The sequence below is a fragment of the Pedobacter sp. SYP-B3415 genome (genome assembly GCF_004138205.1).
Classification (GTDB): domain Bacteria; phylum Bacteroidota; class Bacteroidia; order Sphingobacteriales; family Sphingobacteriaceae; genus Pedobacter.
This window is the reverse complement of record NZ_RXNQ01000004.1, coordinates 36,779-51,620: the sequence shown is the minus strand read 5'-3', so window position 1 is coordinate 51,620 and position 14,842 is coordinate 36,779. Positions and strand designations below refer to the sequence as shown.

The 14,842-nt window shown below is 50.8% G+C and carries 7 protein-coding genes; all 7 read left to right on the top strand.

Features of this window, described 5'->3' with window-relative positions:
- Positions 1–7 precede the first annotated feature (7 nt).
- The 7 genes from EJV45_RS02765 (at position 8) to EJV45_RS02735 (ending at position 13,811) form a co-directional block, all read left to right on the top strand.
- The gene (locus tag EJV45_RS02765; protein WP_129714119.1) at positions 8–1,249 is read left to right on the top strand and encodes a DUF6786 family protein; all 1,242 of its coding nucleotides are present in this window, start codon (positions 8–10) and stop codon (positions 1,247–1,249) included.
- Positions 1,250–1,290: 41 nt separating this feature from the next.
- The gene (locus tag EJV45_RS02760) at positions 1,291–3,054 is read left to right on the top strand and encodes an L-fucose isomerase (protein WP_129714118.1); all 1,764 of its coding nucleotides are present in this window, start codon (positions 1,291–1,293) and stop codon (positions 3,052–3,054) included.
- A 4-nt stretch (positions 3,055–3,058) separates the two neighbouring features.
- Positions 3,059–4,393, top strand: coding sequence for an L-fucose:H+ symporter permease (gene fucP / locus EJV45_RS02755; protein WP_129714117.1), 1,335 nt, complete (start codon positions 3,059–3,061; stop codon positions 4,391–4,393).
- A 9-nt stretch (positions 4,394–4,402) separates the two neighbouring features.
- Positions 4,403–6,097 (top strand): ribulokinase, encoded by a 1,695-nt coding sequence (locus EJV45_RS02750; RefSeq protein WP_129714116.1) that lies wholly within the window; start codon positions 4,403–4,405, stop codon positions 6,095–6,097.
- Positions 6,094–8,682, top strand: coding sequence for a GH116 family glycosyl hydrolase (locus EJV45_RS02745; RefSeq protein WP_129714115.1), 2,589 nt, complete (start codon positions 6,094–6,096; stop codon positions 8,680–8,682). Before EJV45_RS02750 ends, EJV45_RS02745 begins: the two co-directional genes overlap by 4 nt.
- A 142-nt stretch (positions 8,683–8,824) precedes the next feature.
- A complete protein-coding gene (locus EJV45_RS02740) occupies positions 8,825–11,968 on the top strand; it encodes a TonB-dependent receptor (protein ID WP_240755174.1) in 3,144 nt (1,047 codons plus the stop codon).
- 10 nt (positions 11,969–11,978) lie between these two features.
- Positions 11,979–13,811, top strand: a complete 1,833-nt coding sequence (locus EJV45_RS02735) for a RagB/SusD family nutrient uptake outer membrane protein (protein WP_240755173.1) — start codon at positions 11,979–11,981, stop codon at positions 13,809–13,811.
- The last annotated feature ends 1,031 nt before the right edge of the window (positions 13,812–14,842 follow it).

Genomic DNA, 14,842 nt, shown 5'->3' with positions numbered 1-14,842 from the left:
AAAATAAATGAACAACCTACACACAAAAACCATTGCCGCCGGCTTGCTGGGCATTTTTCTGGCCAGCTGCAGCGGCAACAAAAAAGAAAACGATCAGAAAACAATGAGCGAATTTGAAAAGGGAACTTTTGGCTACGACCTGACCTTCCTGAAAGACAGGGACAGCCTGGTGGTATTGAAAGACAGCTCAGGCCGGGGCCAGCTGATCATTTCTGCTAAATACCAGGGCAAGGTCTTTACCTCTACTGCTGACGGCATGGACGGCAAAAGTTTTGGCTGGGTAAATTACAAAGCGTTTGACCAGCCTGTAGATCCGCACATGAATGCCTACGGCGGTGAAGACCGCTTATGGCTCGGGCCGGAAGGCGGAAAGTTCTCACTGTTCTTCAAACCCGGAGCGAAGATGGACTTCGACAACTGGCATACGCCGCCGGGCATTGACAGTGAAAGCTGGCAGCTCACCGCCTCAACAGAAAAAAAGGCTTCGTTGCGAAAAGACATGGAACTTCAGAATTATGCCGGAACACCGATCAAGCTGGGCATTGAGCGTGATATTGAAGTGATAGAGACCGGAAGCATACCAGGCCTGCTGGGCATCAAACCGGCGGCCGGTGTCAAATCAGTAGCATTCCGTACAACCAATGTTCTGATCAACAAAGGGAGCAATACCTGGGATGAACAAAGCGGCGCGCCATGTATGTGGAGCCTCGATATGTTCAGCCCCTCACCGGGCACGGTCATCGTTATTCCGTATGTAGAATCTGCGGCCGGTAAAGTAGCCACAACCGATTACTTTGGTGAAATCGAGAAAGACCGTATCAGCTTCAAAGATGGTGTGTTGTTTTTCAAGGCGGACGGAAAGTCCCGCGGAAAACTCGGTATTCCTCCCGCCCGGGTTAAAAATGTAGCGGGAAGTTATGCTTCAGACAGCAAAGTACTCACTATTACGCTGTTTGACATAGACAACAACGCTAAGTATCTGAACCAGGAGTGGCGTACCGACCGCGAACCCTACAGCGGCGATGCCATGAATGCCTACAACGACGGCCCGCTTGCAGACGGCAGCCAGATGGGACCATTTTATGAGATCGAAAGCGTGTCGCCACCGGCCTTCCTGAAACCAGGTGCAAAACAGACACACCGGCATAGCGTATTCCATTTTACCGGAGACGCGCAGGGTCTTAACGCGATCGCACAAAAGGTACTGGGTGTATCACTCTCACAAATCGAACAAACATTCAAAAAATAATACGCAGCGATCATGCTGCAACCTATAGCATAAAACCTTCTATGAGCAAATATCCTAAGATTGGCATTCGCCCGATCATTGACGGACGCCTTGGCGGTATCCGCGAATCCCTTGAAGATACCACAATGAATATGGCCCGGGCTGTAGCCGAATTGTACAACAGCACCCTGAAGTATCCCGACGGCTCTCCTGTAGAATGTGTCATTGCAGACACCTGCATTGGTGGCGTGAAGGAAGCTGCCGCCTGCGCAGACAAGTTTGAAGCAAACAATGTAGGTGTCTCACTTTCTGTTACGCCCTGCTGGTGCTATGGATCTGAGACAATGGACATGAATCCGGTTACGCCGAAAGCCATCTGGGGCTTTAACGGAACCGAGAGACCAGGCGCCGTTTACCTGGCCGCTACACTGGCCGCACACAACCAAAAGGGCTTGCCGGCGTTTGGAATCTACGGCAGCGATGTGCAGGACATGGGCGACGCTGTTATACCTGACGACGTAAAAAGCAAGCTGCTTAGCTTTGCCAAAGCGGGACTCGCTGTAGCCATGATGCGCGGCAAGTCGTACCTCGCTATTGGCTCGGTATCAATGGGTATTGTCGGTTCAATCGTCGATCCAGACTTTTTTCAGCAATACCTCGGTATGCGCAACGAATATGTAGATTCTTCTGAGGTCTTGCGCCGTATTGAACAGGAAATATACGACCGCGAAGAGTTTCAGCGCGCTATTGAATGGACCCGCAGCAATTGCCGCGAAGGTCAGGATCTGAACCGGGAAGAAAAGATAAAATCCCGCGAGGAGAAAGACAGCGACTGGGAGTTCGTTGTTAAGATGACCCTGATCATCCGGGACCTGATGACCGGCAATGATAAGCTGCATGAAATAGGCTTTAGTGAGGAGGCTCACGGACACAATGCCATTGTATCCGGTTTCCAGGGACAGCGGCAGTGGACGGATTTTTTGCCGAACGGCGATTTCTCTGAAGCGATACTGAACTCATCATTCGATTGGAACGGCATCCGGGCGCCCTACATGGTTGCAACCGAAAACGATGCGCTCAATGGCGTTTCTATGCTCTTCAATTATCTGCTTACCAACACGGCACAAATCTTTGCCGATGTGCGTACTTTCTGGAGCCCCGAGGCGGTAAAACGCGTTGCCGGCTGGGAAACCAGCGGCAGGGCCAAGGATGGCTTTATTCACCTGATCAATTCAGGATCAGCAACGCTCGATGGTTCCGGCCGCCAGCAGCTTGGCGGCAAACCGGCTATGAAACCTTTCTGGGAAATCAGCGAACAGGAAGCTGCCGATTGCCTTGATGCCACAACCTGGTATCCCGCCAACCGGGATTATTTCAGAGGCGGCGGTTATTCATCAAAGTTCCTCACGAAAGGCGAAATGCCTGTAACCATGTGCCGTCTCAACCTGGTACGCGGTATCGGGCCGGTATTGCAGATTGCTGAAGGCTGGGCCATAGATCTGCCTGAAGAAGTTCATGAAACCCTGGACAAAAGGACAGACTTTACCTGGCCAACCACATGGTTTGTTCCAAGGCTTACCGGCAACGGCGCTTTCCGCGACGTGTATGCCGTTATGGCAAACTGGGGCTCAAACCATGGAGCGATCAGCTTCGGTCATATGGGAGCCGATCTGATTACAATGGCAGCGATGCTGCGCATTCCGGTAAACATGCACAACATAGACCCGGCGAACATCTTCCGGCCGTCGGCATGGGCATCATTCGGTATGGATCCCGAAGGTTCAGATTACAGGGCTTGTCAGGTTTACGGATCACTTTACAAATAGAAACATGAAAAAAAATAAACCGGCTTCTTTATTCCGTACAGAAAACGGAACAAACTATGTCGTCCCTTTTATATTTATCTGCAGTCTCTTCTTACTATGGGGTTTTGCCCATGGCTTACTTGATGTATTGGATAAACACTTTCAGGATATCCTGCACGTTTCCAAAGCTCAATCCGGATTTATCCAGTTTTCGCTTTACATTGGTTACCTCGCTATGGCCGTGCCGGCCGGGCTTTTTATGAAACGGTACGGCTACCAGCGCGGAATTATCCTTGGGTTGATCCTGTTTGCAATTGGTGCATTCCTATTCTATCCTGCGGCAAAAATTGCGTCTTTTTTGCCATTCCTCCTGGCGCTATTTGTCCTGGCCTGCGGACTGGCTTGCCTCGAGACGGCGGCAAACCCGTATTCGACAATCCTCGGACCAAAAGAATATGCTGCCCGCCGTATCAATATCTCGCAATCATTCAACGGTCTTGGCTGGATCCTCGGTCCGCTGATGGGCGGCCTGTTCATTTTCGGCGCCGAAAGTTCGCCTGAGACGAATAAGTTCGACTCGCTGCTTAAACCTTATATGATGATCGGCATGGTCGTGGTGGCGGTGGCGGTATTGTTTATGATCATCCGCCTGCCGGAAGTCAAAGAAGACAGCGATACTGAAGTGACTGAAGATCCGCCTATGCGGAACCTGTTGAAACATCCGGCCTTTGTACTCGCCGTGATCGCCCAGTTTTTGTATGTCGCTGCGCAGACCGGTGTCAACTCCTTTTTCATCAATTATGTAACAGAGACTATTCCTGATGTACGCACACCTGTTGCCGGTATCATGGAGAACCTCGGTTGGTTTGGCGAGGTGTTTATGCCCAAAAACCCGGAGCAGGCCGCTTCGCTGATCCTGGCAATAGGAGGGATGGGCCTTTTCTGGATCGGACGGCTCTCCGGCTCATATATGATGAAATTCATCCTGCCGCAGCGGCTGCTCGGGTTTTATGCCGTTATGAACACGATCCTCGTCGGAATCGTGCTGATGGAATGGGGCTGGGCATCAGTTATCGCTTTGTTTCTTACCTACTTCTTCATGTCGGTCATGTTTCCGACCATTTTCGCCCTGGGCGTCTTTGACCTGGGGCCGCTTACCAAAAAAGGTGCCTCATTCCTTGTTATGGCCGTTGCCGGCGGCGCCTTTTGTCCACCGGTCATGGGAGCTATCGGCGACAACTTCGGTATGTCGATCGCCTTCGTCATCCCCATGGTTTGCTTTGCCTTTATTGCCTGGTACGCCATCTGGGGAATCGGCAAAAAGATAGAGGCGAAAGATATGGCCGTTCATCATCACTAAAATTAAACAATGACATCAAACGATTTTTGTATAGGTGTAGACTTCGGTACCGATTCAGTGCGCTCCATTATCGTGGATGCGCACTCGGGCACCGAATTGTCGAGCGCCGTTTTTGTGTATCCCCGCTGGGCCGACGGATTATATTGCGACCCTTCGCAAAACCAGTTCCGCCAGCATCCCCGCGATTATATTGAAGGATTGGAGCAGACCATCAGAAAATGTCTGCTGCAGGCAGGTCCTGCCGTTCAAAGTAAAATCCGCGCAATATCGGTAGACACAACAGGTTCAACACCGGTTGCAGCAGATGAATCGGGTACACCGCTGGCTCTGCTCAGTGCTTTTGAGAACAACCCGAATGCCATGTTTGTGCTTTGGAAAGACCATACTGCTGTTGCAGAAGCCATGGAGATCAACCGGCACGCCCGTAGTCTCATTCCTGATTATACGGCTTATTCCGGCGGTATCTACTCATCAGAATGGTTCTGGTCTAAGTTACTGCACGTGCTGCGCCAAGACGATACGGTGCGCAAAGCCTGTCATACCTGGGTAGAGCACTGCGACTGGGTTCCATTTCTGCTCACCGGTGGAAAGCGCGCGGCAGAGATTCGCCGGGGTGTTTGTGCCGCCGGCCATAAGGGTCTCTGGGCCGCCGAACACGGGGGGTTTCCTCCTGATTCGTTTTTTTCTTCGCTGGATCCGCTTCTTTCGGGGTTTGCGGCCGGTATGCAGAAAACGCTCTACACATCTGACCAGCCTGCCGGCCGGCTTTCTGAAGAGTGGGCACAGCGTCTGGGTCTTTCCACCCAGGTGGTTGTCGGGATCGGGGCAATTGACGCACATATGGGGGCGGTAGGGGGAGAAATTGAACCGTATCACCTTAGCAAGGTGATCGGAACCTCAACCTGCGATATGCTCGTTGCGCCCGTCAAAGAAGTTGAAGACACACTTGTTCGCGGTATCTGCGGACAGGTGAGGGGCTCCATTATTCCGGGTATGATCGGTATGGAAGCCGGGCAGTCTGCTTTTGGCGATGCCTATGCCTGGTTCAAAAACCTTCTTACCTGGCCGCTGCAAAATCTGCTGGCAAAAACAGACCGGTTAAATGCAGACGAGGCGAGGATACTGATTAAAGACCTGTCAGATCATATCCTTACCGAACTGAGCCGCCAGGCAGAACAGCTTGAACCAGAAGCGGACGCAGAGATTGCGACCGATTGGCTGAACGGCCGGCGTACGCCCGATGCCAACCAACTGCTTAAGGCGTCTGTGGGCGGCTTAAGCCTTGGCAGCGACGCCCCGCGCATCTTCCGTGCACTTGTAGAATCGACATGTTTTGGTTCCCGCAAGATCAGCGACCGCTTTATCTCGGAAGGAATTCCAGTAAAAGGGCTGATCGGTGTGGGCGGGATTGCAAAAAAATCGCCCTTCGTCATGCAGATGCTTGCCGACGTCATGGGTATGCCTATCCGCATTCATCAATCAGAACAAACCTGTGCTCTTGGCGCTGCCATGTTCGCGGCTACAGCCGCCGGCATTTATCCCCGGGTTGAAGAAGCTATGGCGGCGATGGGCAAGGGCTTCGACCTTGAATACAAACCAGAACCGAAACGTGTACGGATGTACGCGGAGCGGTACAAAAAATACGAGGCGCTCTGCGCCTTTAGCGAAACGCAAACACATGGACCAATAAACATTGAACAATGAAAAATAACCGCAGATCGTTTCTCCGCAACGTAGCCATTGGCGGAATCGGAGTGGCTGCAGCGCCCACGCTGCTTTTTACCGGCGGAACGGCAAATGCAGCCGAAACCGCTGCTGCCAAATCGCTTAAACAACAGAAAAGCAAAAGCGGCCGGGCATACAATTCGGCTTATTCAGCCGAATTCAATAACCGCATAGCGTTCCCCATTGGCGGGATCGGTGCTGGTATGATCGCACTTGAAGGAACCGGTGCAATTTCACATGCGTCCGTGCGGCATAATCCGGAGATGTTCCTTGAACCAGCCATGTTCGCGGCCATTTCTATAAAAGGTCATAAAGAAGGTGCACGCGTTGTAGAGGGAATGGTACCCGAATGGAAAAAATTCGGTGCCCGCGACTCTGGTCTGGGTGGTACCGGTGGTGCAACATGGGGTTTGCCGCGGTTTGAACGCGCAGTCTTCAACGCCCGTTTTCCGTTTGGTGAAATCGCCCTGGAAGATGGAAATTTCCCGGTAAAAGCAACCGTTAAGGGCTGGAGCCCATTTATTCCGAACGATGAAGACAATGCCAGCTTACCCGTAGGCGCATTGGAATATACATTTACCAATACCGGCAGCAAAACAGAGGAGTACCTGTTTTCTTACAACAGCCGCAATTTTATGTGGCAGCCTGATACCAGAAACTACATTACAGGCATAGACAACGGCTTTATCCTTGCCGCCGAGGGCACAACAAATGATCCCCAGAAACAGGGAGAATTTGCCATCTTCACCGATGCCGGCAATGCCATTGTAAATCATTGCTGGTTCAGAGGCGGCTGGTTTGACGGGCTTACCATGATCTGGAACACCATTCAAGATGCCGAGCCAAAAAAAGTTGCGCCGGTAGATAAAGACGCGCCCGGTGCGTCGCTGTTTGTTCCTTTCAGCCTCAAACCAGGTCAGCAGCGAACCATCCGTGTTATGATGTCCTGGTACGTCCCAAATACGAAACTGCGTATGGGAATTGTTAACCCTGATGATCAGGCACGGATTGATAAAGACCCGAGCCTGCAATACCACCGGCCATGGTACAGCAGTAAATTCAAAACGGTTCAGGAAGTTGCTAAATACTGGGAGAACAGTTACAGCGATCTTTATAAAAAGACCCGCCTTTTCACAGATACGTTCTACGACAGCTCATTGCCTGATGAGGTAACCGAGGCGGTTGCAGCGAACCTGACGATTCTGAAGTCGCCAACGGTAATGCGCCAGTACGACGGCCGTTTTTGGTGCTGGGAGGGCTGCGGAGATACCTGGGGCAGCTGCCATGGCTCGTGTACACACGTATGGAATTATGCGCAGGCGGTATCACACCTCTTTCCGGCTTTGGAACGCAGTCTCAGACAGACCGAATTCAATGAAAGTCAGAATGCAGAGGGACACCAGATGTTCAGGTCAAACCTGCCCATCACGCCCGTTAAACACGATTTTCACGCGGCAGCCGACGGACAGCTGGGCGGTATCATGAAAGTTTACCGTGAGTGGCGCATCAGCGGGGATAACGCCTGGTTAAAAACCATGTATCCGAAAGTAAAGCAGAGTTTTGATTTCTGCAGTAAAACCTGGGACCCAAAAGGCAAGGGGATCGTTGAGGAACCGCATCACAACACCTACGACATTGAATTCTGGGGCCCGACCGGTTTTGCGACCAGCTTTTACCTGGGTGCCGCACAGGCGCTGGTGGCCATGGGCAAGGCCGTTAATGCAGATGTAAGAAAATACGAGGCCCTGTTGGCGAAAGGCCGCACTTATATCGAAAACGAACTCTATGACGGCGAATACTTTGTGCAAAAAATTCAGTGGAAGGATCTGCAGGCACCCGATCCGACCAAGGCCCAGTCGTTTCATACACAATATACGCCTGAAGCACTTGAGGTGCTGCAGAAGGAAGGGCCAAAATACCAGTACGGAACCGGCTGTCTGTCTGATGGTGTAATGGGTGCCTGGATGTCGCGCGTCTGCGGGCTGAAAGATCCGTTCGATAGCCAGAAGATTAAAAGTCACCTGGTCGCCGTTCATAAGTATAATTATAAACCAGATCTGCGTGAGCATGCCAATCCGCAGCGGCCAACCTTCGCCATTGGTGAAGATGGCGGACTGCTCTTGTGCTCGTGGCCAAAGGGCGGTATGCTTTCGCTTCCGTTTGTATACAGCAATGAGGTATGGACCGGCATCGAATACCAGGTGGCATCGCACCTGATGCTGGTTGGTGAAGTTGAAAAAGGGCTGGATATTGTTCGCGCCTGCCGCGACCGCTATGACGGCCGGGTGAGAAATCCGTTTAACGAATACGAGTGCGGACACTGGTACGCGCGTGCTCTGTCGAGTTATGCCATGCTTGAGGCCCTTACCGGCGCCAGGTACGATGCCGTCGATAAAACGCTGCACATCGATTCTCAGGTGGGCGATTTCAATAGCTTCTTATCTACCAACACCGGTTTCGGAACCGTTACCCTGAAAAACGGGAAAGCAAGTCTGAAGGTGGTACACGGAACTATACCTGTAAAAAAAGTCATGTTAGCCGGAAAACCGGTACGTCTCTCTTAATCTGATGCCTATGCTTAAGTAAACCTACTAAACCATAAATTCCCGGGCCAGGCCCGGGAACCTGATTAACGTTGCGGCAGGCTACCATGTCCTGAGAAAACCTGTAGCCTGTCCAAGCCTAAACATTAACCAAACTAAATGTATGAAAAAAACTCTACGCAAAGGCCGTTGGCTTTTTTGTGTCAGGTCCCTGCATCCCTATATATTCGTGTTTATGTGCGGCCTTTTTTCCGCGCTCAGCACCCGGGCAAATGTCCGGAACAATGAACCAATACATCCTTCTCCTGAAATTCCGGGCACTTCCGCCAGTTGGGTTTTGAAGGGAAAAGTCCTTGATGAAAACGGTGAAGCTTTACCCGGCGCCAATGTTCGGGTCAAGAACTCTACCAGGGCTATGGTTACCGATCTTAATGGTAATTTTATCATCGAGATTGAGAACGAAAACGAAGTTCTGGTAGTCTCTTACGTTGGTTACAAACCAAAGGAACAAGTGGTTGGTACGGCCCGAACCATCATGATCCGCCTGGAGGCAGATGAGGAAAACCAGAAACTTAACGAAGTTGTCGTGGTTGGTTTCGGAAAACAAAAGAAAGTGTCGGTTACCGGTGCGGTGTCGGAAGCGCCGATAAAAAACATCCAGCGTATTGCTACGCCCTCGCTGTCGAATGCGCTGGCAGGCAGTATGCCGGGAATTGTGACGAGACAAGCCTCTGGTGAACCTGGTTTCGATGGCGGACAGGTCTTTATCCGCGGTTTCGGCACCTGGGCCAACCGGAGCCCGCTCATCCTGGTTGATGGTGTGCAGCGCGACATCAACACCGTAAACGTTCAGGAAGTTGAAAGCCTCACTATGCTCAAAGATGCTTCTGCAACAGCCGTTTATGGTGTTCAGGGTGCAAATGGGGTGATCCTTATTACGACGAAGCGCGGTGCACTTGGTAAGCCCAAGGTGATCTTCAGAAGCGAAACCGCTGCCCTGACGGCACTTCGTATGCCCGAATACATCAATGGGGGTGAGTACGCCAGCCTGATCAATGAGGCACGCGGTAACGTTGGCCTTGCTGCCAGGTACACGCCTGAAGAAATTCGCAAATTTTACGATGGCTCAGATCCATACCTGTATCCGAATGTAGACTGGACAAATACGGTCTTAAAGAAAAACACCTGGCAAAGTCTGAACAATCTTGGCGTAAGTGGTGGTAACGAGGTTGTGAAATATTATACAAATGTTGGCTACACGCTCCAGAACGGTATTTACCGTCAGGATCCGAGCAACATTTACAACAACAACGCCCAGCTGCAGCGCTACAATTACCGCTCGAACGTTGACATCAACCTGTCGAAAACCCTGGCTATCGATCTGGGCGTGGGCGGTATCATTCAGCAGGGCAACTACCCGGGCGCATCAGCACCGGCTATTTTTGATGCGCTGAAAATCACTTCCCCTATTAACTATCCGGTGACAAACCCCGATGGAACGATAGCCGGCCGGACCACCTCATACCTGCAGAACAACCCGTATGGTCTCGTAACCCGTTCAGGCTACACACGTCAGGACCGGAACACCATCCAGGGGACCTTCGGTGCGCGCTGGGATCTTTCTGGTCTGCTAACTCAGGGACTGTCGGTGACAGGGCGTTTCGCTTATGACCACAGCTATGCGGCATCGACAGACCGGTTCAAGACCTATGCGCTCCGGCAGTACCTCGGTAAAGATGCCGCCGGAAAGGATTTATATGCCAGCCCGAACATCCGCGAGGAGCAAGCCATCGGCTACCGGCTGAATAACGGTGCAAACCGGGCTATTTACCAGGAAGCATCCATCAATTATAACCGCGCCTTCGGAAAACATACGTTAACAGGTTTGGTGCTGTATAACCGACGGGAATACATTGATTTAACCGCCGTTTCATCCATAAACAATTTACCATACCGCAGGCAGGGTGTGGCTGCGCGCGCAACGTATGCATATGACAACCGGTATCTCGCCGAATTTAACATGGGCTACAACGGTTCGGAAAACTTTCCCGACGGTAAACAGTACGGATTCTTCCCTTCCGGGTCGGTGGGCTGGGTAGTCAGCAATGAGAAATTCTGGAATCCGCGTGTCATCAACAACCTGAAGATTCGTGGTTCATATGGCCAGGTGGGTAACGACGCCATTGGCGGAAGACGTTTCCTATTTCTCACAACCATCAATAAGGGCGGTCAGTCGACTTTCTTCGGCGATAACCAGGCATTTTTCCAGGGTTATGATGAAGATCAGATCGGCAACATGGACGTAACCTGGGAGGTTTCAAACAAGGCCAATATCGGGCTTGATCTGGAGCTTTTCAATGGGGCCATCACGTTACAGGTAGACGCCTTTAAAGAAAAGAGAAACGGCATTCTTATTCAGCGCGGCGTCATTCCCCGTGTTACAGGTTTTTACCCATGGGCCATTCCTTATGCAAACCTTGGCGAGGCCAAAAATCACGGTATAGACGGAATGCTCGAGTTCAAACAGAATTTCAAAAGTTCATTCTTTTACAATGTACGCGGAACCTTTACTTACGCCCGAAGCATCCTCGTGAAAAATGATGATCCTATCCCGAAATATGCCTATCAGTCGTTCGTCGGACAGCGCATTGATCAACCGCTTGGTCTCGTGGCGCTTGGATTTTTCAAAGACCAGGCAGAGATTGACGCGAGTCCCCAGCAAAAATATATGACTAATGTGCGCCCGGGCGATATCAAATACCAGGATACAAACGGCGATGGTGTTATCGACGATTTTGACCGGGTGCCAATCGGGTACGCACGAACACCTGAAATCGTTTACGGTGCAGGTGGTACGATCGGCTACAAGGGCTTCGAACTTAGCCTGTTCTTTACGGGTGCGGCTAATGTGAGTACGTTTGTCGACGGACCGTCGATGTATCCTTTCCAGATGGGCGAAGGAACGTACAACATTCTCCGGGAATACTATGATAACCGCTGGACACCTGCAAACCAGGATGCCAGGTACCCGCGCGCCTCGCCGATGGAGAATCCGAACAACAACCGCACAAACTCGATGTACCTGCGCAATGGTGCTTATGTTCGTTTGAAGAGCGCAGAGATCGCATACGGTTTTAAAATAAATGGATTGCGAAAGGTCGGACTGGAAAGCGTTCGCGCCTTCGTGAACGGGATGAACCTGATTACCTGGGACCATATCAAGGTGATTGATCCTGAGTCAAATTATGGTACAGGGGGCTATCCGCTGCAGCGCAGCATTAATGGCGGACTACAGCTAACATTTTAATGCTTAGATTATGGAAAAGATGATATACAGTTCTTATGCAACTGTTAAACAAAAACTTATAAAAAAGCTTGTATGGTTTACCTGCTGCTTTTTCCTGCTTGGGCTTGGCATAGCCTGTAAAAAAGACTACCTGAAAAAGGCACCGGATGAAGATCTTAATATTGACAAGGTATTTAGTGAACGGCGGTATGCTGAGGCCTTTTTAACCTCTGCATATGCCAACCTGCCCACTATGGCAAACGCTGCAGACGACGCAACCAGAAATCCCTTTACGGGTGCATCAGACGAGATGGAAATTACCTTTCTCGGTGCCTACTCGCATTTGCTGAACTCGGGTGCATGGAGCGCCGATTATTACTGGCCAGACATCTGGGGTTACATGTATGAGGGCATCAGGAAAACCAACCTTTTCATTGATAACGTCGATAAGGTTCCGATGGACGAGAAGGAAAAAATGAACTGGAAAGGGGAAGCAATCTTTCTTCGCGCGTATTATCATTTTATGATGGCGCGTATCCACGGGCCGATTCCCCTTGCCGACCATACTTTCACGCTCGAAGAAGACTACAGCAAGATCAAACGGGCGCCGATTGATCAGGTTATCGCGTTCATTGCAGCTGAATGCGACCGGGCGGCACCGATGCTGGACTACCAGGTTACCGCAGACAAATTTGGCCGCGCCACCCGTGTCGCCTGTCTTGCCTTGAAGGCGCAGGCCTTGCTTTACATGGCGAGTCCGCTTTGGAATGGAAATCCAGATTATGCCGGGTTAAAAAATAAGGATGGAGAGTCGCTTTTTCCGCAGTTCAATGCTGAACGCTGGCGCAATGCTGCCAATGCAGCCCGGGCCTGTATTGATCAGAGCGAAGCCAACGGTTACGGCCTGTTCCGTGCACCCGACAATGATCCGGTGAACAATTACCAGCAGCTCTTTTTAGCACGAAACAATAAAGAAGTGCTGTTTGCAAGAAACCTCGCGGTCAACTCGCATTTTGAACGCTGTGCAAACCCGGTCGGCTATGGTGGTTTTTCTATCTTCTGTCCGACTCAGGAATTGGTAGATGCCTATGAGATGGCCAATGGCGAGCGTCCGATCACCGGCTATAACAGCAATGGCACCCCAATCGTAAATCCGGCATCGGGTTATCAGGAGACGGGGCATACCGCTACCGCGGGACCAAAGAACTATTATCCGGCGGGCATACGGAACATGTACGTAAACCGCGAGCCACGCTTTTATGCCAGCATCAATTACAACGGCGCGATCTGGAAGGGCAGGGGAATACAATTCTGGTTTACAGGTCTTGACGGCCGGCAGCGCACCGGCTCGGATTACTGTGTTTCGGGCTACCTGCAAAAGAAATACGTAAACCCGACCTCGAACATTCCCGGGAATATTTTCTCTCTGAACACATTCATCTATTTCCGGCTAGGGGAACTGTATCTAAACTACGCGGAGGCGCTGAATGAAGCCGACGGACCGGTGAACGATGTCTATAAGTATGTGAATGCCATCCGCGACCGTTCAGGTTTACCCGGACTGCCGCAAGGATTAACCAAAGAGGCCATGCGCGAACGGATCAGACATGAGCGTCAGATCGAACTGGCTTTCGAGGCGCACCGTTATTTTGATACACACCGCTGGAAAACAGCAGCCGAGGTTGACAATAAGGAGATTCATGGCATGAATATCGGTGCCGGCACAAGTCTGACCGACGAAAATTACTACAAACGTGTAGTCATTGAAAAACGTGTATTTGTTGCACCTAAACATTACCTCTGGCCGATTCAGCAGGCAGAGATCAACAAGAACCCGAACCTGGTTCAGAATGTAGGCTGGTAAACAGCACCGTATAAGACAGGCAGCTCATAGCCGGTTGACCAGCGTTGCGGAGATAACTTCGGGCGCTGGTTTTTTCTAGATTATGAGAAAGGAGATTGCTTACGCCGATCAAAGAAGAACGAACAACGATAAAAGACAAGCTAATGTAGATCAAAGAAAAAGGAAAAAGGAGGGAAGACCACGGCGCAAAACCCTAATTGACCGCTAGGCGAACCACGAGCGATGAATCAGTGAAGTTTCAAGTTGTAGGTATTAAGTTTTAAGTTGTAGGTATTAAGTTTTAAGTCTGGGCGGGGAGCCCTTCAACGAGATTAAAGAAACAAGAACCAGGACGAAAGACCACACCGCAGAACCCCACACCGTAATTCCCCCTCTGGTCATTCAGAGCGTAGCGAAGAATCTGACTTGTAATCCCCGCACGGGTCATTCAAAGCGTAGCGAAGAATTTAACAAAAAGATCTCGAGCCAGATCCTTTCCCGGCTCCATCGGGACAGGCTCGCCCGCTCCGCTCTGTCTGGATGACTTGAAGGGGAACCATGAACCATGAGTCATTGTTGTCCGGTAAAAATTGGCTGAATGAAATAGGATCCTTCTGAACAGTCTCAAAACAGTATTTGCCTGAATCTTCTGAATCAAGTCCCACTGTATGCTATGTCTGCGGGTTTTACGTACAGGCGGTGGTTTCTATGTGGGTTTTGCCTGATTACTGCCACTGATAGGTGCGGACCGGCCTTGTATCTTCTCGCCGCAGAAAAGTTCTAAAAATCTTGCACTGTCTTAAGGAGGTTGAGAACAACTAAGGAGAGGAACTCTTTGCGAATAAGGAATAACGAATCAGGAACAGGGACATACAATTGCATAACCGCTCATAACCCCGTTTCATGTCTGGAGCAGGGCAATCCGGGCCTTTTCCCGCCGCCGTCGGACTTTTGATGCTTTTATGCAAGAAGAGATTCACAGCCTTGACTTCATGCCAAACGCAGTGTAATGCGGAGGAATCTCCCTGGTGCTGGGCATTGCCGTCACCTTG